The 19,416-nt window shown below is 72.8% G+C and carries 18 protein-coding genes and 1 pseudogene; 5 read left to right on the top strand and 14 right to left on the bottom strand.

Annotation, left to right across the window (positions count from 1 at the left end; genetic code table 11):
- From BKA18_RS22375 to BKA18_RS22360, 4 genes and pseudogenes are all read right to left on the bottom strand, one after another.
- Complete coding sequence (locus BKA18_RS22375; RefSeq protein ID WP_040898590.1) at nt 1-375, bottom strand: hypothetical protein; 375 nt, start codon at nt 373-375, stop codon at nt 1-3.
- Nucleotides 362-2,194, bottom strand: coding sequence for a hypothetical protein (locus BKA18_RS22370; RefSeq protein WP_366044466.1), 1,833 nt, complete (start codon nt 2,192-2,194; stop codon nt 362-364). The genes BKA18_RS22375 and BKA18_RS22370 overlap by 14 nt, the downstream gene beginning before the upstream one ends.
- A 145-nt stretch (nt 2,195-2,339) precedes the next feature.
- The gene (locus tag BKA18_RS22365) at nt 2,340-2,615 is read right to left on the bottom strand and encodes a DUF397 domain-containing protein (RefSeq protein ID WP_429638524.1); all 276 of its coding nucleotides are present in this window, start codon (nt 2,613-2,615) and stop codon (nt 2,340-2,342) included.
- A gap of 37 nt (nt 2,616-2,652) precedes the next feature.
- A pseudogene (locus tag BKA18_RS22360) lies at nt 2,653-3,396 on the bottom strand (helix-turn-helix domain-containing protein); the annotation flags it as partial.
- A 204-nt stretch (nt 3,397-3,600) separates the two neighbouring features.
- On the opposite strand from BKA18_RS22360, the gene BKA18_RS22355 reads away from it, so the two are divergent.
- Nucleotides 3,601-3,915 (top strand): hypothetical protein, encoded by a 315-nt coding sequence (locus tag BKA18_RS22355; protein WP_006603718.1) that lies wholly within the window; start codon nt 3,601-3,603, stop codon nt 3,913-3,915.
- 95 nt (nt 3,916-4,010) lie between these two features.
- On the opposite strand, the gene BKA18_RS22350 is transcribed toward BKA18_RS22355, so the two are convergent.
- The 6 genes from BKA18_RS22350 to BKA18_RS22325 form a co-directional block, all read right to left on the bottom strand.
- Complete coding sequence (locus BKA18_RS22350; protein ID WP_006603719.1) at nt 4,011-5,003, bottom strand: malate dehydrogenase; 993 nt, start codon at nt 5,001-5,003, stop codon at nt 4,011-4,013.
- A 432-nt stretch (nt 5,004-5,435) separates the two neighbouring features.
- A complete protein-coding gene (locus BKA18_RS22345) occupies nt 5,436-6,545 on the bottom strand; it encodes a helix-turn-helix domain-containing protein (RefSeq protein ID WP_366044468.1) in 1,110 nt (369 codons plus the stop codon).
- Between the two features lie 309 nt (nt 6,546-6,854).
- Nucleotides 6,855-7,775 (bottom strand): helix-turn-helix domain-containing protein, encoded by a 921-nt coding sequence (locus BKA18_RS22340; protein ID WP_366044469.1) that lies wholly within the window; start codon nt 7,773-7,775, stop codon nt 6,855-6,857.
- Complete coding sequence (locus tag BKA18_RS22335; protein WP_366044470.1) at nt 7,772-8,608, bottom strand: peptidoglycan-binding protein; 837 nt, start codon at nt 8,606-8,608, stop codon at nt 7,772-7,774. The genes BKA18_RS22340 and BKA18_RS22335 overlap by 4 nt, the downstream gene beginning before the upstream one ends.
- A 602-nt stretch (nt 8,609-9,210) precedes the next feature.
- On the bottom strand, nt 9,211-9,636 hold the full coding sequence (locus tag BKA18_RS22330) for a DUF3017 domain-containing protein (protein WP_366044471.1): 426 nt from the start codon (nt 9,634-9,636) through the stop codon (nt 9,211-9,213).
- A gap of 71 nt (nt 9,637-9,707) precedes the next feature.
- On the bottom strand, nt 9,708-10,562 hold the full coding sequence (locus BKA18_RS22325) for a bifunctional methylenetetrahydrofolate dehydrogenase/methenyltetrahydrofolate cyclohydrolase (RefSeq protein ID WP_129248481.1): 855 nt from the start codon (nt 10,560-10,562) through the stop codon (nt 9,708-9,710).
- A 241-nt stretch (nt 10,563-10,803) separates the two neighbouring features.
- Between BKA18_RS22325 and BKA18_RS22320 the strand changes: the two genes are divergently transcribed.
- Both BKA18_RS22320 and BKA18_RS22315 read left to right on the top strand, forming a co-directional pair.
- Entirely contained in the window at nt 10,804-11,520 is a 717-nt protein-coding gene (locus tag BKA18_RS22320; RefSeq protein ID WP_366044472.1) for an RDD family protein, read from the top strand.
- A 107-nt stretch (nt 11,521-11,627) separates the two neighbouring features.
- Complete coding sequence (locus tag BKA18_RS22315) at nt 11,628-12,182, top strand: hypothetical protein (protein ID WP_366044473.1); 555 nt, start codon at nt 11,628-11,630, stop codon at nt 12,180-12,182.
- 74 nt (nt 12,183-12,256) lie between these two features.
- On the opposite strand, the gene purH is transcribed toward BKA18_RS22315, so the two are convergent.
- Nucleotides 12,257-13,828 (bottom strand): bifunctional phosphoribosylaminoimidazolecarboxamide formyltransferase/IMP cyclohydrolase, encoded by a 1,572-nt coding sequence (gene purH, locus BKA18_RS22310; RefSeq protein ID WP_366044474.1) that lies wholly within the window; start codon nt 13,826-13,828, stop codon nt 12,257-12,259.
- On the bottom strand, nt 13,825-14,481 hold the full coding sequence (gene purN, locus BKA18_RS22305) for a phosphoribosylglycinamide formyltransferase (protein ID WP_006603728.1): 657 nt from the start codon (nt 14,479-14,481) through the stop codon (nt 13,825-13,827). Before purN ends, purH begins: the two co-directional genes overlap by 4 nt.
- Before the next feature lie 247 nt (nt 14,482-14,728).
- Between purN and BKA18_RS22300 the strand changes: the two genes are divergently transcribed.
- Nucleotides 14,729-15,631: a hypothetical protein gene (locus BKA18_RS22300; protein WP_366044475.1), complete on the top strand. Its 903-nt coding sequence runs from the start codon at nt 14,729-14,731 to the stop codon at nt 15,629-15,631.
- A 53-nt stretch (nt 15,632-15,684) separates the two neighbouring features.
- On the opposite strand, the gene BKA18_RS22295 is transcribed toward BKA18_RS22300, so the two are convergent.
- Nucleotides 15,685-17,307, bottom strand: a complete 1,623-nt coding sequence (locus BKA18_RS22295) for a cell division protein PerM (RefSeq protein WP_366044476.1) — start codon at nt 17,305-17,307, stop codon at nt 15,685-15,687.
- Nucleotides 17,308-17,407: 100 nt separating this feature from the next.
- Between BKA18_RS22295 and BKA18_RS22290 the strand changes: the two genes are divergently transcribed.
- Nucleotides 17,408-18,322 carry a SigE family RNA polymerase sigma factor gene (locus BKA18_RS22290; protein WP_366044477.1) on the top strand — a complete coding sequence of 305 codons (915 nt, stop codon included), beginning with the start codon at nt 17,408-17,410 and terminating at the stop codon, nt 18,320-18,322.
- 206 nt (nt 18,323-18,528) lie between these two features.
- Here BKA18_RS22290 and sucD read toward each other — a convergent pair whose 3' ends face one another.
- Nucleotides 18,529-19,413, bottom strand: a complete 885-nt coding sequence (sucD, locus tag BKA18_RS22285; protein WP_006603733.1) for a succinate--CoA ligase subunit alpha — start codon at nt 19,411-19,413, stop codon at nt 18,529-18,531.
- Nucleotides 19,414-19,416: the final 3 nt, after the last annotated feature.

Here is a 19,416-nt window from a genome sequence, read left to right as displayed (position 1 = left end):
TCAGCCTCCGACCAGGGCCGCGACGGCCTGGCCGACCGCGGCACCGGAGGCCAGCAGGCCCACCACGGCGCCGGCGTCGGCCAGCGCCGTACGGAGCCGGGCCACCCGGCCGGGGCCGGCCGCACCGGTGTCCGCGATCTCCGTTTCGGTCTCGGCGAGTTCCCCGCTCAGCGCCGTGACCTGCGGGCTCTGCACCACCCGGGACAGATCGTCGCGCAGCGCCCGGACGGCGCGCAGCAATTCCTCCTGCGCCGGGTCCGCCGCGGGTGCGGACCCGCCCTCGTGGTGGGTCACGGTGTTGTGGTCGCCGATGGCGAAGGCACCCCGGACGCTGCCGATGTGGATGCCGTTGCCGCGCTCGTCAGCCGTTGCCACGCTGGGCACTTCCCTTCTCCGCGGAGCCCTGTCCGGTGGTGGTGTGGGTGATCGTGTTGTGGTCGCCGATGCCGACGGCGCCCTGTGCGGACTCGACGTAGACGCCGCCCTCGGCGACATGCACGATCCGCCGCTCGAACTCGTCGGTCTGGTAGCCGGCCTCGCGCAGTGCCGTGGTCACCCCGGCCGCCACCCGCTGCTGAACGGTCTCCAGGTAGCGGGCCACGTCCATGTCCTGGAAGAGCGAGGAGTCCCCGAAGGAGCCCAGCTCGCGTACGGCGGCAGCGGGGCCCTCGGGCAGCGCCGCGCCGTGCCCCGCGGTGGCCAGCCGCCAGGCCGACAACAGGCCCCGCACCAGCGTCAGTACGGCGTCCCCGGCGGACCGGGGCGTGCGGGTCAGCGCCCACACCGCCTTGCCGAAATGGTGGTGGTGCCGGTACTGGTGGGCCAGCCGGTCGGCGTCCTGGAAGAGCTGCCGCAGCGGCCACAGCACATGCGGCGCGACCTCCAGCATCAGCATCCCGCCCTGGGTGTGCACCCGGACGAACACCGTGGTGACGATGCCCTCGTTCCAGCCGCCGACCCGGATGCGCAGGAAGTGCCGCCGGGTCTCGCCGCCCTCCTCCACCGCGTCCGCCCGGTGTGCCTCGAACGCCTCGGGTGCGTACGGCGCGGCCGCCCGGGTCGGCAGCCCCTCGGCCGGCAGGAAGACGCACTCGTCGATCTCCAGCGCGCGCAGCCGGTCGCGCACCGCGGCCGCCACCTCCGGCGAACCGTGCGGCGACGGCACCCGCAGCGCCTCCACCAGCGGGACGATCCGGGCCAGGATGGCGCTGTTGTCCAGCGGCTCGGGAGTGCAGTCGGACCGGGGGTTCAGCTCCACCGACAGCGACCAGGTCCGGTAGGAGTCGCCGGCGCCGCAGAACGGGTCGGCGGCGCGGTACATCACCAGCGGTCCGTGCTGCTCGGTACGCACCCGCTCCCGCAGCCGGTGGAAACGGAAGCCCTGGGCCCGCTCGGCGGGGTCGGACATGACGTCGGGGAAGCGCTCCCTGGACAGTTCGCGCGCCAGCGCCCGGGCGAACTGCCCGCGCTGCAGGGCGACCAGCAGGGCCAGCATCAGCGGCAGCAGCAGCGCGATCCACACGCCCAACACGGCGACGACGCCCACGTACGCGCTGCCCGTCCCGCCGCTGTAGGAACTGCCCAACGAGCTGTAGGCGTCGGGCGCGTCGCTCGTCAGGGAGTTCAGCCCGTCCGGGAGCAGCGAGGAGAACGGCCAGCCCGCGCTCATGATGCCGAGCGTGCCGCCGAACGCCGTCACCAGCAGCGACAGCCACAGCAGGGCCAGCGCCAGCCGGCCGTACCAGCGCAGGCCGGCGGCGAGGGAACGGGCCAGCCACTGCGGGACGGGCGCCCTGCGGACGGCGCGGCCCAGCGCCATGAGAACGACGGGGAGGAGATAGAGCGCCGCGAGGCCGAAGGACAGCGGGACCGCCACGATCCACACCCCCAGGATCGCCGCCGCCCAGCCCAGTTCGAGCCGCCGGGCACGCAGCGCGTGGGCCAGGACCCGGGCGGCGTCGATGCCCAGGGAGGGCGCGGCGAACCGCTCCTCGTGGACGTACAGCTCGTCGATGACCGCGTCACGGAAGGTGTCGTCCAGGTAGGTGCCCGCGCACAGCAGCCGGGTGGCCTCGCTGGCGCCCGGCGGGACGGGGACGAGCGGCGGCGGGGGCGGGGAGCCCCCGGTCGTCTTCCGTAACGAGGGCGGACCGTCCGGGCCTCCGGCCTGCGCGGGCACATTCGTCCCAGTCATCGGTCTCCCCCAAAACACCAACGAGCCTTCGCGGCGGCCTAGTCGGGCGGGTGAACTGCCGGTTCGGCCGCGGCGGTATGCGGAAGCCGCAGCATAAGCGAGCCGAGCACTCCGTGTCAGCGCGATAACCCAAGGTCGCTGACGGTCAGACAGCCGCGGGGAACTCCCCGCGCTTGAGGGCCGCGACGAAGGACGACCAGCCGCCCGTCGGGAAGACCAGTACGGGGCCGTCGGGGTCCTTGCTGTCACGGACGGGGACGGCGTCGGGGATACCGGGGGCTACTTCGATGCAGTTGCCGCCGTTGTTGTCGCTGTAGCTGCTCTTCATCCAGGTGAGCGCCACTTCGATGCAGTTGCCGCCGTTGTCGCCGCTGTAGCTGCTCTTGGTCCAGGTCACCGCGCCGAGTTCGTGCCTGTCCATGCTGCCCGTACCCCTCCATCACGTCGCTGATCAGAGCGGCGGACTCGTGGGCTGACGGAGCGTCCGCCCTGAGCACATCATAGGTCTGGCTGTGTCGGGCGTAGACGGCCGGATCGTTGTTGAAATGGCCACGGTCCAGCGATTCCGAGTACACCCAGCGCTCGTCGGCCAGCTCGATCAGCGACACAGAACAAAGGGGTCGGACGAGCCCGAAGAAGCCTGCCGGGGCCACCTGGATACGGATATTGGAGCGCTGCCCGACGCTCAGCAGGTGCGCACACTGGTCACGCATGATGTCCGGACTTCCCACCGCGTTACGCAGACAACTCTCGTCCAGGACAGCGACGTACAGCGGGCCGCCCTCGGCCAGAAAACGCGGCTGTCGGCTCAGTCGGGCCCGGACGCGTGACTCGACCTCGTCGGAATCCGTGCTGCGGCGACTGAACAACACGCGCGCGTAATCCGGTGTCTGCAACAGCCCTGGCATGAGCTGCTCTTGATACTCCCGCAGCGCCACCGCCTCCGCATCCATCTCCGCCCGCCGCTCGAACCAGTCCGGATGCTGCACCTCCGGATACCAGTCGATCCGCCCCCATAACCGCAGCAGCACTCCGCCCGTCGCCAGGAGCTCGTCGCACTGCTTGGCGAACGTCTCCTGCGGTACGCGCGTGCCCGCCTCGACGCGGGCCACCTGCGAGCGGTCGCACGGGATCTTGTTCGCCAGCTCCTCCTGTGTGTAGCCCGCCGCCTCCCGGAAGTGCCTCAAGACCTCCCCGAACACGGCGGCATTGGTGGCTGCCGGCCCACTCGTGGCGTTGCGTCGTCGTCGGCTCACCGCATCCCCCTTGGTGCCAGAAGGCGAGTGTCACGCGTCTGACGTTGCGACCCGCGCTACGGGACGCAACGCTGAACACACCCAACGTAATGGGTGGGTCTGACAACTGCGCCGGGTTCTCGCGCAACCAACCTCTGGGAGTCAATGAGCATGAGTTACGACCGGGATGCCGTCCCCGCCCCCGTGCCGGGGCTGCGCCTGCTGCCGTGGGAGGGCGAGGGCGGGAAGCCGTGCTACTTGTCCGCGGACGACGCCGGGGGTGTGCTGTCCCGGCTGGCCGATGAGATCGAGGCGGAGCAGCTGTGTGACGGTGCCGATGTCCTCAAGGGCGCGGTGGCCGTACTCAACGACCGCAAGGCCGGGGAGCATGCGGTGCGGCTGGCGCTGCGGGCGACCACGCAGTCCTTCTCAGATGTGCTGCGCATCGCCGACAGCCGGGGCACTCGCCTGCCCGTGCCCGTATGAGCAGGTCCAAATGACCGAGCCCGCACGGCCGTTGTGGACCGTGCGGGCTCGTCGGTGCTGCGGTGCCGCCCCGGACGGGCGGCCGCGGCGGTGGCTCAGCCGAGGAGGCCGAGACCGCGGACGGCCTCGCGCTCCTCCGTCAGCTCCTTCACCGACGCGTCGATGCGCTCGCGGGAGAAGTCGTTGATCTCCAGGCCCTGGACGATCTCGTACGTGCCGTCCTTGGTGGTGACGGGGAAGGAGGAGATCAGGCCCTCCGGGACGCCGTAGGAGCCGTCCGAGGGGATACCCATCGAGGTCCAGTCGCCGTCGGCGGTGCCGTTGACCCAGGTGTGGACGTGGTCGATGGCGGCGTTGGCGGCGGAGGCGGCCGAGGACGCGCCACGGGCCTCGATGATCGCCGCACCGCGCTTGGCGACGGTCGGGATGAAGTCCTCGGCCAGCCACTTCTGGTCGTTGACGGTCTCGGCGGCGTTCTTGCCGGCGACCGTGGCGTGGAAGATGTCGGGGTACTGGGTGGCGGAGTGGTTGCCCCAGATCGTCAGCTTGCGGATCTCGGAGACCGGGGTGCCGGTCTTCTTCGAGAGCTGCGAGAGCGCGCGGTTGTGGTCCAGACGCGTCATCGCGGTGAAGCGCTCGCGGGGTACGTCCGGCGCGGCGGCCTGGGCGATCAGGGCGTTGGTGTTGGCCGGGTTGCCGACGACCAGGACCTTGATGTCGTCCGCGGCGTGGTCGTTGATGGCCTTGCCCTGCGGCTTGAAGATGCCGCCGTTGGCCTCCAGGAGGTCGCCGCGCTCCATGCCCTTGGTACGGGGGCGGGCGCCGACGAGGAGGGCGACGTTGGCACCGTCGAAGGCGACGTTCGGGTCGTCCGAGATGTCGATGCCCTGCAGCAGCGGGAAGGCGCAGTCGTCGAGCTCCATGGCGGTGCCCTCGGCGGCCTTCAGACCCTGCGGGATCTCCAGCAGGCGCAGCTTGACCGGCACGTCCGCGCCGAGCAGATGACCGGAAGCGATGCGGAAGAGGAGTGCGTAACCGATCTGGCCGGCGGCGCCGGTCACGGTCACATTGACGGGAGTGCGGGTCATGGCGATCTCCTGCGCGGTGTTTTCCGGGGGCAAGCCCCTGGACCACCATGGGTGGCGGTGGGTGTCCCTGCCCAGCTATCGGGGTCTCTTGGTATCGAGAGACCCGGCCGTCAGGCTATCGGACCCCCGCCCGCCCAAGGCGCCGGGCCGGTGTGGGACACCTCACCGGGTGCCCCGCGGCGTCCGTACGGCGGTCCGCGGACGGCTGTGCGGGGGGGCGCTGCCTGGGCATTCCCGAAGGGGCGGCGGCCGCCCGCGCCATGGAGGGGGGAGTGCGGGCGGCCGCCCAGTGGTGCCACACCCGTGGGGGGGTAACCGTCGTCTGCCCGAGATACCGGAGGGCATGCCCCCGTATTTCGGACAACCTCCGGGGGCGTGACACCGGGCCGGAGCGGGCCCGGCGGTCGCCCGCCGGGCCGGTCACCGTACGCGCTACCGGGCCGTGCCGGAGGGGGCGCCGGAGGGGGCCGTGGCACCGGCCGCCGTCGCCGGAAGGGGCCGTGAGCAGCCCCGCACGCCCGCCACCGTCGTCCCGCAGGCCGCGACCTTCGCCGGGTCCCCGGACACCGCGACCATCATCGTGTAGGCGTCACCGGCCCGCTCGGCCCGCGCCGTGGCGCGGTGACCGCCGGCGCTGATGGTGGCCTGATCACCCTGTGCCGCACGGCTGAGCCGGGCCCAGGCCGTGTGGCAGACGGTGCTGTAGCGGACCTCGATCAGCATGCGGCCCGCCATTCCGCGGGACGGGGTGACGGCATGCCGCCCGCCGCACCCCATCTTCTCCGGGTCCTTGCCGGCACAGTCGTCGCCGGTGCAGCGCACCCCGTCCGGCAGCGCCGGCTGCACGTTCGGCTGCGGGGCGGCCGGCGGCTTGCGCACCGCCACCTTCTTCGTCGCCTCGGCGCCCGGGTTCAGCAGCAGGACGGCCGCGGCGGCCACCAGCGCGGCGCCGGCCGCACCGGCGACGATCATCGGCGTCCGGTAACGGCCGCCGCGCCGGCCGGTCTTCCCTTCGGCGGGCGCCGCGTCCAAGGACGGGGCCGCCGCCCCCCACTGGGGAAAGTCCGCGCTCGACGGCAGCTGCGACAGCGGCGCCGGACCGGGCTCCCCGGCGCTCCCGCCCTTTTCGGCTTTCCCGGACTTCCCGGACTTCCCGGACCTGGCACCGGTCGCGGGCGGCGCGGCCGCGGCCGGCTCGGGGTCCAACTCCCCCAGCGCGGCGCGCGCCTGCGCCACGCGGATCGCCTCCATGGTCACGTCCTGGCGCATCTCCGCCCGGCTCCAGGCGCGTTCGGCCAGCTCCCAGAGGGTGGTGAGGTGCGAGGGGTGCGCGCCGGTCTGCTCGGCGAGCGCGAGCACGGCGCGCAGCGGCGGCAGCAGCCGGCCGTTGAGATAGCGCTCCCAGGACGTCTTGCTGAAGCCCGTACTGTCCGCGACAGCGGCCACGCTCAGCCCGTTGCGGTCGATGAGCCTGCGCAGCTGCCCGGTGAACTCCCGCACCTGCGGATCGAGCTCCTCCGGCAGCGCCTTCCAGCGAGGCATTGCCTCCCCCTATCCCCCCGCGTACGTGCCCATGCGCGGCTCCCCCGGCCCGCCCTCCTTGCTGCCCCCCCGGGGCTGCCTCCTGGTCAGGACGGCCGCCTCCGTTTTAGGGCACACGGAAGTATCCGGACATGTACCTCTCGCCCGAACACACTTCGTGCCGGTGCAGTGTGGCATTTCCGGACGAGACCCTACGAGTTCCGTGCGAATTTCGACAAGAATCGGCCAGGAGAGAATAAAAAAGGGCAGGGGCTCGGCCACAGGCGCTATCGCGGCAGCGCACCCCGATTCCACTGCCCGGCCCGGGAGTTACCCCGTAAAGCACTCGCCGGCGCCGCCGCCGGCCGGATAGAGGCACAGTCGGACTCCGTCGGGCCGGTGGACCGCCGCCATCGGCGTGACGAGATAGCCCTCGGCGTCGAAGCGGTCCCGGACCCGCACCGACCGCGGCCGCACCCCCGGAGCCGACACCTCGATCCGGTCCCCGACCCGGCCGTTGCGGAGCCGGCCCCAGACCGCGCCGCACACCGTGCCGTAGCGGATCTGAAGGTGCTCTCCCCCGGCGGCCGTGCGCTCCGCCGGCGTCACCAGCTGCTCCGGGCGGTCGCAGTACATCGACTCCGGGTCCTTGCCGTCGCACGCCGCGCCCCGGCAGCCGGTCGTCTCGGACGCCCCGGGCGCGGCGCCCTCGGACGGGCTCCGCTCCCCCTCCCGGAAGGCCAGCACCATCACGACCGCCAGTACGCCGACGCAGACCCCGGCCAGCGCGGCGACTCCGCTCCGCGGCGGCCGCTTCCTCCCCGGCACGACCTGTGGTCCACCGCCCTCCGCCCGAGGTACGGCCGCCGCCCGGGGCACGGTCTCCGCAACCACCGCCGCCCCCGGGGCACTTACCGTCCCCCCGGCCGACCCCCTCCGCCCCGCATCGGCCGCGCCCCGGCCCCGGTCCGTGCCCGACCGGCCGCGTCCGCTCCAGTCCGCATCCGCCAGCTCCCACAGGGCCAGCAGCCGTCCGGCCGGCTCCTCCGCCAGTCGGCACAGCGCCTCGACCGCGTCCCGCGGCGGCAGCTTCTTCCCGTTGAGATAGCGCTCCCAGGAGGACTTGCTGTACGGCGTGCGCGCGGCGAGCCCGGCCAGGCTCAGCCCCGTACGCCCCCTCAGCTCCCGCAGCCCCGCGGCCAGCGGGGAACTCCCGACGCCTTCGCGCAGTTCGCTGCCGGGCCCGCTCACCGGCGCAGCACCTTCCAGGTGTCGGGACCGATGATCCCGTCCGTGGGCAGCCCCGCCCGGGCCTGGAGCCGTTTGACTGCACGTGTGGTCTTCCCGCCGACGATGCCGTCCACCGCGCCCGGGTCGCACCCCTGGTGGCGCAGCAGACACTGCGCCTCGACGACGTCCCAGCCGGTGGCGCCGCTGCCCAGCAGCGCGGTGTCCGTACGGCTGCGCCCGGCGGACAGCACACCCGCCCGCCGCCGGACCCGGCACTCGAAGGTCTCCCCCAGCCGGTGGGTGAACGCCGGTGCGGCAGCGGGGGTCCCGCCGGCCGGCAGGGAGTCCCCGCCGCGCCCGGCCACCGCGCCGTCCTGCCAGGTCCGGGTGGTCAGCAGCGTCACACCGGCCACGACGAGCACCGCCAACGCGCCCAGGACCAGCGGCCCCAGGGGTATCCGGCGGCCTGCCGCGGGAGCGGCCACCGCGGGAGCAGCCGCCGCGGCGGGCACGACCCCCGCTACCGTCTCCGGGACCGCCGTCGGCTCCGGCTGCGGCACCGCCGGGACGACCGGCTCCGCCCGCTCCGCCTGCCACACCTGCAGGGCGACCTCGTGCAGCGCCAGCAGGCGGGTGGCATCGCCGCCGCAGACCCGCGCCAGCTCCTGCACCGCCTCCCGCGGCGGCAGCTTCTTGCCGTTGAGGTAGCGCTCCCAGGAAGACTTGCTGTAGGAGGTGCCGGCAGCGAGCGAGGCCAGGCTCAGCCCGCTGTGGTCCTTCAGCCTGCGTAACTGCACGACGAGCCGCACCACCCGATGGTCCAGCGAGTCGGGCAGCCCTTTCCAACGCGACATGTTCCACCCCATACGCGTCCGTTCTCCCCCGAGGCCGCGGCCCCCTGTGCCGCCGATGATGGACCGGACACCACCTCCGTTTCCCTCTTTTCCGCTTTTCCGCCATTGCGCTTTGCGGTGCGCCCCACGTTTTTGTCTTTCCCGCCGTGGTGGCGTTTCGCCGTTGCGCTTGGCGGCGCGGCCGCACGTTGTCGGCTGGCCCGCCGTGGTGGTTTTTCGCCGTTGCGCCTGGCGGCGGGCGTGGGTTGTCGGGTGCGGTGCCGCTCCTCCGGACTTCGTCCTGCGGCTCGGCCCCTCCCGTAGTGGGTGGGAAGAGGCCGGTGGGGGCGGGCCCCCGCCGTCGTCTGCGTGCAGTCGAGGGATGAGGCCCGCCCCCACCGGTCTTCTTCCACCCCCAACGGGAGGGGGCGGACCGCAGGACGAAGTCCGGAGGGCCGGTCCCGCAGCCGAACAGCCAGCGCAGCGGCAACCAGCCCGCCGCAGGCGCAACGGCGAGACGAAACACGGCGGGAACGCCGACAACGTGCGGCGGCGCCGCAAAGCGCAACGGCGAGACGCCACCACGGCGGGCCAGCCGACAACGTGGGAGGAGAGCCAAGCGCTCAGCGCACGGTGAAGTGGACGATGTCATCCAGGAACGGAACGTGGATCCACGGCTTCGGCTGCACCATCAGCGACAGCATCACGATCACGAAGCCGAGCACCCCGTACGTCAGCATGTCGGTGAAGCGGGAGCGCACGGCCAGCATCCCCACCGACGGCAGTGCCCACCGCAGCACCGCGCCGGCCAGCAGGGAGAGCCCGATCACCAGCGCCCCGATACGGAACGCGTCGAGCGCCACGAGCAGCAGCCCGGCCGCGACCCCGCCCATCACGCTGAGCAGCGGCCACTGCCGGGCGGGCGCGGGGTAGCCGCCCGAGGCGGCTCGCCCGCCGCCTTCCGGCCGGGCGGTGTCGCGGGTCAGCGTCGGAAAGCGGCGTGAGCGCTGCGGCTCGGAGGCCCCCTCCGAATGCGCTTCGGCAGCCATGGCGGGCAGTCCCTTCCGGTGTCCGGATCAGTCTGTCAAGGACAGGGTCTCAGGTCCTCGGCCCGACGTCGTCAGCCGGCCGCGCGCTCGGCGGCCTCGACGACGTTGACCAGCAGCTGGGCGCGGGTCATCGGCCCGACACCGCCCGGGTTGGGGGCGACCCAGCCGGCCACCTCGGCCACGCCCGGGTGCACATCGCCGACGATCTTGCCCGCCTCGTCGCGGCTGACGCCGACGTCCAGGACGGCCGCACCGGGCTTGACGTCCTCGGGCTTGATGATGTGCGGCACACCGGCCGCGGCGACGATGATGTCGGCCTGCTTGAGGTGCGACGACAGATCACGGGTGCCGGTGTGACACTGGGTGACCGTGGCGTTCTCCGACTTGCGGGTCAGCACCAGCGGCATCGGGCGGCCGATGGTGATCCCGCGGCCGACGACCACGACATGCGCGCCCTTGATCTCGACCTCGTGCCGCCGCAGCAGCTGGACGATGCCGTACGGGGTGCAGGGCAGCGGGCCCTCGATGCCCAGGACCAGGCGGCCCAGGCTCATCGGGTGCAGCCCGTCGGCGTCCTTGGCCGGATCCATCAGCTCCAGGACGCGGTTCGCGTCGATGCCCTTGGGGAGCGGGAGTTGGACGATGTAGCCGGTGCAGGCCGGGTCCTCGTTCAGCTCCCGTACGACCGCCTCGATCTCCTCCTGGGTGGCGGTCGCCGGCAGCTCGCGCTGGATCGAGGCGATGCCGACCTGGGCGCAGTCGCGGTGCTTGCCGTTGACGTACCAGCGGCTGCCCGGGTCGTCGCCGACCAGGAGGGTGCCCAGACCGGGCTGCACGCCCTTGGCCTTCAGGGCCTCGACGCGGGTGGTGAGCTCGGACTTGATAGCGGCTGCGGTGGCCTTGCCATCCAGAATCTGGGCAGTCATGCCCCCATCCTCCCGGATGAGGGCGGCTGCCTTCCAATCAGGGCACCCTGGGACGTCCGTGGCCGGAATTGATCATTGCACTTGCACAACGGCCACCGACCCCAACTGGACAGAGTGAATGCGCAACTAGAAGGATTGACGCGCAGTGCCGCAGGCATCGTCGGGGGGTCGCCAGTGAAACCTGTTTTTCCTCCGCGTCGCGCCGCGCCGTCCAGATGGACCCAACGGAGGAAAACCGCAGATGAGTTTCGGTGACCCGAACAACCCGTACGGCCAGCAGCCGCCGCAGGCCCCGTACGGCCAGCAGCCGCCCGTCCCGCCCCAGGGACAGCCCGGCTACGGTTACCCCCAGCAGGCCCCGCAGCAGCCGTACGGCTACCCCCAGCAGCAGCCCGTCCCGCCGCAGCAGGGGTACGGCTACCCGCAGCAGGCGGCCCCCTACGGCCAGCCGGGCATGCCGGGCATGGGGATGCCCAAGGGGTACGCGAGCTGGGGTGCGCGGCTGTGCGCCCTGCTCATCGACGGTCTGATCGTGGGTCTGGTGCCCGGCATCCTGTACGGCATCGCGGCCATCATGGCGGCGTCCTCCGTGAGCGAGGTCAACAGCTGCGCCTACGACGACTACCAGTGCCGGGCGGACGCGGCCTCGGCCGGCCCGCCGGCCTTCGCCTTCGTGCTGATCGGCCTGGCCGCCCTGGCGGCCATGGCGGGCGGCATCTTCATGCTCATCAAGGAAGGCAACACCGGCCAGACCGTGGGCAAGAAGGCCATGAGCATCCGGCTGGTCCGCGAGGACACCGGTCAGCCGCTCGGCTTCGGTATGGCCTTCGTCCGCCGCCTGGCGCACTTCCTCGACAGCATCGCCTGCTACATCGGCTGGCTGTGGCCGCTGTGGGACGACAAGGGCCAGACCTTCGCCGACAAGGCCGTCGGCTCGGTGGTCGTCAAGACCCAGTAGCGGTTCGGGCCACCCGGCCCGAGGTGCACCCCTCCGTGAAGGCCCCCTCGCCAGTGCGCGATCGGGGCCTTCGCGGCTCCGTTCACGTCGCCTGAAGGACACCGCTCGTGAGTTATCCCCCGCAGAACCCCTACGGTCCGCCGCCGGGTCAGCAGCCCGGTTACGGCTATCCCCAGCAGCAGCCGTCGCCGTACGGCCCCTACCCGGGCGGCCAGATGCCCGGTATGCAGCCGCAGTACCCGATGGTGATGCCCGGCGGGGTCAAGGCCGCGCGGGCGATCATGTTCGTGCTCGCCGGACTGAACGTCATCGGCCTGATCATCGCCGTGATGGGCCTGGGCAGCGTCAGCAAGGCCGCGCACCACACCTCGCCGTACGACAGCGCGGACACCACCTCCGCGCTGAACGTCGGCAAGGGCGTCCTGATCTTCGTCATCGTGCTGATCGTGATCTTCTCGGCGGTCGCGATCACGCTGGCCCTGCAGTTCGGCAACGGCGGCAAGGGCGTCCGGGTCGGCGGCATCGTCTTCGGTGTCGCCAACACCCTCGTGAGCCTGATGACCTTTCCGTTCGGGCTGGTGCACACCGTCCTCGGCATTCTGGTCATCGCGTTCATGTCCAAGGACGAGAGCAACCGCTGGTTCGTCCGGCCGCGTTACTGACCGCGTCGCACGCACGGCGAAGGGCCGCACCCCGGTCGGGGTGCGGCCCTTCGCGCGTTCGGTGGCCCGCCGGCTCAGTGGAAGAAGTGCCGGGTGCCGGTGAAGTACATCGTCACGCCGGCCTTCTCGGCGGCCTCGACGACGAGTTCGTCACGCACCGAACCGCCCGGCTGGACCACGGCCTTGATGCCGGCCGCCGTGAGGATCTCCAGGCCGTCCGGGAACGGGAAGAACGCGTCCGAGGCGGCGTACGAGCCCCGCGCGCGCTCCTCGCCGGCCCGCTCGACCGCGAGCTTCGCGGAGTCGACGCGGTTGACCTGGCCCATGCCGACGCCGACCGAGGCGCCGTCCTTGGCGAGCAGGATCGCGTTGGACTTGACGGCGCGGCAGGCCCGCCAGGCGAAGGCCAGCTCCGCGAGCTCGGCGGCGGGCAGCGCCTCGCCGGTGGCCAGCGTCCAGTTGGCCGGGTCGTCGCCCGCCGCCTGGAACACATCGGTGTGCTGGATGACCGCGCCACCGGAGAGGAACTTCACGTCGCCCGGCCGGGTCGGCAGGCCCTCGACCTTCAGGACGCGGATGTTCTTCTTCTTGGCGAGCACCTCGACCGCGCCGGGCTCGTACGCCGGAGCCGCGACGACCTCGGTGAAGATCTCCGCGACCTGCTCGGCCAGCTCGATGGTCACCGGACGGTTGACGGCGATCACGCCGCCGTACGCCGAGAGCGGGTCGCAGGCGTGCGCCTTGCGGTGGGCCTCGGCGATGTTCGTGCCGATCGCGATGCCGCAGGGGTTCGCGTGCTTGATGATCGCGACACAGGGCGCGTCGTGGTCGAAGGCGGCCCGGCGCGCGGCCTCGGTGTCGATGTAGTTGTTGAAGGACATCTCCTTGCCGTGCAGCTGCTCGGCGTTGGCGATGCCGCCCGGCTCACCGTCCGTGTAGAGGGCGGCGGCCTGGTGCGGGTTCTCGCCGTAGCGCAGGCTGCCCTTGCGCTCCAGGGTCGTGCCGACGAACTCCGGGAGCCCGTTGTAGTCGTCCTCGGGGGCGTAGAGGTCGGTGAACCAGGAGGCGACGGCGGTGTCGTACGCCGCCGTGTGCTGGAAGGCCTCCGCCGCCAGCCGCCGGCGCTCGGCGAGCCCGAAGCCGCCGACCTCGACCGCCGTGAGGACCTCCCCGTAACGCGCGGGGTTGACGACGACGGCGACCGACGGGTGGTTCTTGGCGGCGGCACGGACCATCGAGGGGCCACCGATGTCGATCTGCTCCACGCACTCGTCGGGCGTGGCACCGGAGGCGACGGTCTCCCGGAACGGGTAGAGGTTGACGATCACCAGGTCGAACGGCTCGACGCCGAGCTCGGTCAGCTGCCGGCGGTGGTCCTCCAGGCGCAGGTCGGCCAGGATGCCGGCGTGCACCTTCGGGTGGAGGGTCTTGACGCGGCCGTCGAGGCACTCGGGGAAGCCCGTCAGCTCCTCGACCTTGGTGACCGGCACACCGGCCGCGGCGATCTTCGCGGCCGTCGATCCGGTCGAGACGAGCTGGACGCCCGCCGCGTGCAGCCCCCGGGCCAGGTCCTCCAGCCCGGACTTGTCATAGACGCTGACCAGCGCGCGGCGGATGGGCCGCTGCGTACCTTCGGTGGCGGTCACGAGATACGTACCTTTCGTCCCTCAATGCGGTAGCCGTGCCGGGCCAGTTGCCCCACGACCTCGACGAGCAGCGATCGCTCGACTTCCTTGATGCGCTCATGCAGCGCGGATTCCTCGTCCTCGTCCCGGACCTCGACCACGCCCTGGGCGATGATCGGGCCGGTGTCGACCCCGTCGTCGACGAAGTGGACGGTGCATCCGGTGACCTTCGCGCCGTACGCGAGCGCATCGCGTACGCCATGGGCACCGGGAAAACTCGGCAGCAGCGCCGGGTGGGTGTTGACGATCCGGCCGCCGAAGCGGGCGAGGAACTCCTTGCCCAGGATCTTCATGAAGCCGGCCGAGACCACCAGGTCGGGCTCGTACGCGGCGGTCGCCTCGGTCAGGGCCGCGTCCCAGTCCGTGCGGCTGTCGTAGTCCTTGACCCGGCAGACGAACGTCGGCAGCTGCGCGGCCTGCGCGCGCTCCAGGCCCTTGACCGCACCACGGTCGGCGCCGACGGCCACGATCTCGGCCCCGTAGACCTCGGGCCCCTGCTCGGCGATGGCGTCCAGCAGCGCCTGCAGGTTCGTGCCGGAACCCGAGACGAGCACGACGAGGCGGGCCGGACGGCCGGGTCGGGCGGACGGGGCGGGGGCTGGGGAGGAAGCCACGGCGGGGCTCTCTTTTCCGTTCTCGCGTGCTTTGTGTGGTCGTACAAGACTGCGGGTACCGCAGATCCGGGGAACCCTACGAAGGCGCCGACCGTCAGCAACGATACCGGCACACCGCGCGGCCCCCACGGGACGGGGGCGGGCACGGGAGGTAGCGTCAGGCGTAAGACTGCATGCAGTTCGTGGTAACCGGGCGCCGGTCGCGAAGGCCCGCGTACGGACGAGACAAGGGGAAGACGCACACCAGATGACGGACCGACGCCGCCGCGCGGCCCTCCTGCTCCCTCCCCCAGCGACCGCTGCGGGGTGCCCCCCGCCCGTCACCGCCCCCGGGATGGTGCTGCTGCCGCGGGAGCGCAAGCCGTCGTCGGCTTCCCCGGACCCTGACACACCGGATTCCGCGGGCTCCGACCGCGACAACCCCTTCGCGCCGCCGCCGGCCGACGCCCCCGACCAGGAGTGGCGCCCGCGCCGGCCCGCGGGCCCGGACGGTGCGGACGGTGCGGACGGGCAGGACGAGAACGGGGCACCGTCGAAGGACGATGCGGCGCCGAGCTGGGGCAACCAGTGGAGCCCGCGGCAGCCGGGCCGGCAGAACGGCGGCTTCGGCACCCGGCCGGGCGGCCGCGGCGGCCCGCAGAGCGGCGGCCCCGGCGGCTCCGGCGGCGGGCTGCGCTGGGACCCCACCGACCCGGCCCAGCGCCGGGCGCGCTATGCGCTGCTCGCCGGTATGTGGGCGTTCTTCTGCGTGCTGTTCAGCCTGCCGGAGGTCGCGCTGCTGCTGGCTGCGCTCGCGCTCTACTGGGGCGGCAGCGCCCTGCGCGCCAAGCCGGACTCCTCGAAGGCCACCGCCGCGGCGACCACCGCCGCCATGGAGGGCCGACCCGCCCCCACCGCCGAGCCGGTCCCGGGTGGGCAGCCGGGCGCGACGTCCTCCCAGGGCAGCACCCGCCCGCAGGTCACGGCGGCGATCGCGGGCCTGGTGACCGCGTCGCTGGCGCTGATGATGGTGGCCGCGACCTTCACCGTGCAGATCGTCTACCGCGACTACTTCACCTGCGTGAACGACGCCCTGACCCAGTCCTCCGGCAAGTCCTGCGAGAAGCTGCTGCCGAAGGAGCTGCGGCCGTTGCTGAGCAATCGGGAGTAGGGGGCGGGGCCTCGCCGGGCCGGTGGTCGGACAGTGGGGGGCGGGCGGCGGGGTCAGGTTACGGATTCGGGGGCGGTGGCGGGGGCGGTTCCCGCCGCGGCGTCCCGCTTCCCCTCGTCCTCCGCCTCGCCCGCGTCGCCTCTCCCGCTCCCGGTCCGCGCGCCCTTGGCGCCTTGCAGCGCCCTCGCGACCTTTGCGGGCGTCGCGGCCTTGGCGGCCTTGGCGGCCGTCAAGCGCTTCGCACCCGTCCGGCCGCCTTCCGCGTTCTCCGCGCTCTCCTGGCTCTCCCGGCTCTCCTGACTCTCCGCAGCCGACGGCTCGCCCCGGCCCTCCCGGTCCACCCGCCGCCCCACACGCCGCCGCCAGGCCCGTAGCACGACCGCGCCGGGGATGCCGGTGAGGGCGGTCCAGCCCGCCGCCGCCAGGCCCGTACGCCACCAGCTCGGGCCGAAGGCGGAGAGTGCTCCGGTGCCCAGTGCGCCACCGGAGAGGCCGGCGAGCAGGGCCATGGCGGCGCCGCAGAAGCCGGCACCCAGGGCCGCCACACAGGCCGTCACCCACCATGACCAGGGCCCGCCCGGGGCGACGGGCGGGCCCTGGTCCCCGGGCCGGGCCACCGAACGGGCGAGCAGCGCCCCCGCGACCAGCGGCAGGACGGCCACCGCCCAGGTCAGCGGGGTCCCCGGACCCGCATCCGGCACCCCGCCGAGCAGCGGCAGCTGTGGCAGCACGGGATGGGCCGAGGTGCCCAGCGGGCCGACCGTGCTGCCCGCGCCGACCGTGAAGCCGGGCCCCAGGCCGTACGCGGTGCCCCACACGGCCGCATTGGGGAGCAGCACCAGGCACAGCAGCAGCACCGTGGCGCGGCTCGCCCAGTCGGGCGCCAGCTGGAGGAGGTCGTGGCCCACCCGGCCGGCGTGCAGGCCGAGCCCGAGGAGGGTGAGCAGGGCGCCGGAGCCGAGCAGGGCGGCGAGGGCGGAGCCGGCGGCCCGGCCGGCGGCGGCACATCGCGCGCCGCTGAAGAAGGTGCGCAGGCCGTCCGGCACCCGGGCGCAGGCGCGCAGCGCCCGGTCGGGCAGCAGATCGGTGCCGGGGTGGCGCAGGAGGCGCCAGGCCGTGGCGGCGAGCGTGGCGACCGCGGTGGCCGGGACGTACACCAGCACGCTGAGGGGCTCGGCGCTCAGCCCGCCGGCGCAGGCGTAGAGCAGCGCGCCGGCCGCGATGAACAGATAGCCGGTGAGCAGCGCCCCGAGCAGGGTGCGCGGCGCGACCACGGAGGTGGCGCCGGGACCGTCGCCGGGGGCCGGACGGCCGTCGACCGCGGTCGCCAGGGCGTGGCGGGCGGCCCGGTGCAGCAGCCAGACCGGAAGGACCACGAGCAGCAGCGGGGTCATCGCGACCGGGGCCGGGACGCCGGAGTGGGTCCCGGTGCGCACCAGGTCACCGCCGTGCGCCAGCAGCCACAGATCGGCGGCGAGATGCAGGGCCCGGGACGGGCCGCTGTCGGGGGAAGGGGAGGCGACCCAGAGCAGCAGCACGGCGACCGTCAGCGCGCCGAGCCCGAGGCCGGCGGCCGTCACCCCGCCGAGGAAGGCCGCGCCGATCGCCGACGAGCGCTGGGCGGCGGTGCGGCCGTGCGAGGACAACGCGGGGCCACGATCGGTGAACTGGCTCACGCCGCCATGCTGCCAACAAGAGGCGTTTCCGCCATGGACTGACGAAATGCCCGACGTGTCGCGGTACATATGCTTCTGCGGGTTTTCCACACTGCTGTGTATGACCCAGCCGTGTATGACCCAGCGCGAGCAGGCCGCCACCGCCTTCGACGAACTCCACTCCCGGCACGCAGCCGCGCTGACCCAGCAGGCGTTTCTGCTCACCGGCCGGCCACGGCTGGCGCAGCGGGCGGTGGAGCGTGGGTTCCGGCTGGCCTGGCAGCACTGGCCGCGGGTCGCGGTGGATCCGGACCCGGCGGGATGGGTGCGGGCGGCCACCTATGAGTACGCGCTGGCGCCCTGGCACCGGCTGTGCCCCGGGCTGCGCACCGCCCGTATGCCGGACCGGCTCGCCGCGCCGGCCGAGCCGTCGGACCAGGCGCTGCTGGTGACGCTGCTGAGCCTGCCGGCACCGTACCGGCGGACGCTGGTGCTGCACGACGGGGTGGGGCTCGGGCTGGGCGAGACCGCGGCGGAGATCGAGGCGAGCACCCCGGCCGCGGCCGGGCGGCTGGCCCATGCGCGCGAGCAGATCGCCGAGCGGCTGCCGGAGTTGGGGCTCGGCGGGCGCCCTCCGGTACGGCAGGGCGAGATCCTGCGCGCCCGGCTCGCCAGGCTGGCGGCCGCGGAGCAGATGCCGCCGCCCGCCGCGGAGTTCGTACGGTCCGGCAGCGAGCGCAGCGCCGAGCGGACCACCCGGGCCGTCTTCGCACTGATCGGGCTGTTCGCGCTGGTCACGCTGTTGACGGTGATCGTCACGCCGGATCACCACACACCGCCGGAGCAGTCGATGTCGCGCGTGGCGCACGCCCCGGTGTCACCGGAACGGCACCGGCACCGTGACGAGAGTGCACCCAAGGCCGGGGGGTCTCACAGGGCAGGGAGTGCACACAAGGCAAGGAGTGCGCACCGGCACGGGAGCGAGGCCGTACGGAAGAGGCTCCGGCAGGCCCGGCTGCGGCCCGAGAGCCGTTAGCGGCAGCGGCCCGAGCGGGGGGCGCCGGCCGCGGGCGGCCGTGCTGATCCGTCCGTTTCCGGCCCGAACGCACCGCCGGACCCTCCCCCGGTGACCGGCCCCGGCGCGGCGGAAGAAGCTTCCGCCGCGACGGTGCGGGGTCACCGGAGCGAGGGCCCGGCGGTGTCGAGGACGGACGCCGCAAGGACGTCCCTCCCGTGGCGCAATCAGCCGCCGAGGATCTCGCGGGCGAGCCGCGCGGTCTCCGACGGGGTCTTGCCGACCTTGACGCCGGCGGCCTCCAGGGCCTCCTTCTTCGCCTGGGCGGTGCCGGAGGAGCCGGAGACGATGGCGCCGGCGTGGCCCATGGTCTTGCCCTCGGGCGCGGTGAAGCCCGCGACGTAGCCGACGACCGGCTTGGAGACATTGGCCTTGATGAAGTCGGCCGCACGCTCCTCGGCGTCGCCGCCGATCTCGCCGATCATCACGATCAGGTCGGTGTCGGGGTCCGCCTCGAACGCCGCGAGGGCGTCGATGTGCGTGGTGCCGATGACCGGGTCGCCACCGATGCCGACGGCCGAGGAGAAGCCGATGTCACGGAGCTCGTACATCATCTGGTAGGTCAGCGTGCCCGACTTGGACACCAGACCGATGCGGCCGGGCTTGGTGATGTCGCCCGGGATGATGCCGGCGTTGGACTGGCCGGGGGTGATCAGGCCGGGGCAGTTCGGGCCGATGATCCGGGTCTTGTTGCCCTTGGACTTCGCGTACGCCCAGAAGGCGGCGGAGTCGTGCACCGCGATGCCCTCGGTGATCACGACGGCCAGCGGGATCTCGGCGTCGATCGCCTCGACGACGGCGGCCTTGGCGAACGCCGGCGGGACGAAGAGCACGGACACGTCGGCGCCGGTCTTCTCCATCGCCTCGGCGACCGAGCCGAAGACGGGCACGTCGGTGCCGTCGAAGTCGACGCTGGTGCCGGCCTTGCGGGGGTTCACACCGCCGACGATGTTGGTGCCGTCACCGAGCATCAGCTTGGTGTGCTTCATGCCAGTGGCACCGGTCATGCCCTGGACGATGACCTTGCTTTCCTTGGTCAGAAAGATAGCCATGGT

The sequence above is a fragment of the Streptomyces auratus genome (assembly GCF_050433025.1).
Classification (GTDB): domain Bacteria; phylum Actinomycetota; class Actinomycetes; order Streptomycetales; family Streptomycetaceae; genus Streptomyces; species Streptomyces sioyaensis.
This window is presented reverse-complemented; position numbering and strand designations above follow the sequence as displayed.

Bases quoted from the DNA above. Each gene is read 5' to 3' on its own strand.
- BKA18_RS22370 (WP_366044466.1), bottom strand. From the start codon at position 2,194: ATGACTGGGACGAATGTGCCCGCGCAGGCCGGAGGCCCGGACGGTCCG.
- BKA18_RS22365 (WP_429638524.1), bottom strand. From the start codon at position 2,615: ATGGACAGGCACGAACTCGGCGCGGTGACCTGGACCAAGAGCAGCTAC.
- BKA18_RS22355 (WP_006603718.1), top strand. From the start codon at position 3,601: ATGAGTTACGACCGGGATGCCGTCCCCGCCCCCGTGCCGGGGCTGCGC.
- BKA18_RS22350 (WP_006603719.1), bottom strand. From the start codon at position 5,003: ATGACCCGCACTCCCGTCAATGTGACCGTGACCGGCGCCGCCGGCCAG.
- BKA18_RS22345 (WP_366044468.1), bottom strand. From the start codon at position 6,545: ATGCCTCGCTGGAAGGCGCTGCCGGAGGAGCTCGATCCGCAGGTGCGG.
- BKA18_RS22335 (WP_366044470.1), bottom strand. From the start codon at position 8,608: ATGTCGCGTTGGAAAGGGCTGCCCGACTCGCTGGACCATCGGGTGGTG.
- BKA18_RS22330 (WP_366044471.1), bottom strand. From the start codon at position 9,636: ATGGCTGCCGAAGCGCATTCGGAGGGGGCCTCCGAGCCGCAGCGCTCA.
- BKA18_RS22325 (WP_129248481.1), bottom strand. From the start codon at position 10,562: ATGACTGCCCAGATTCTGGATGGCAAGGCCACCGCAGCCGCTATCAAG.
- BKA18_RS22320 (WP_366044472.1), top strand. From the start codon at position 10,804: ATGAGTTTCGGTGACCCGAACAACCCGTACGGCCAGCAGCCGCCGCAG.
- BKA18_RS22300 (WP_366044475.1), top strand. From the start codon at position 14,729: ATGACGGACCGACGCCGCCGCGCGGCCCTCCTGCTCCCTCCCCCAGCG.
- BKA18_RS22290 (WP_366044477.1), top strand. From the start codon at position 17,408: ATGACCCAGCCGTGTATGACCCAGCGCGAGCAGGCCGCCACCGCCTTC.
- sucD (WP_006603733.1), bottom strand. From the start codon at position 19,413: ATGGCTATCTTTCTGACCAAGGAAAGCAAGGTCATCGTCCAGGGCATG.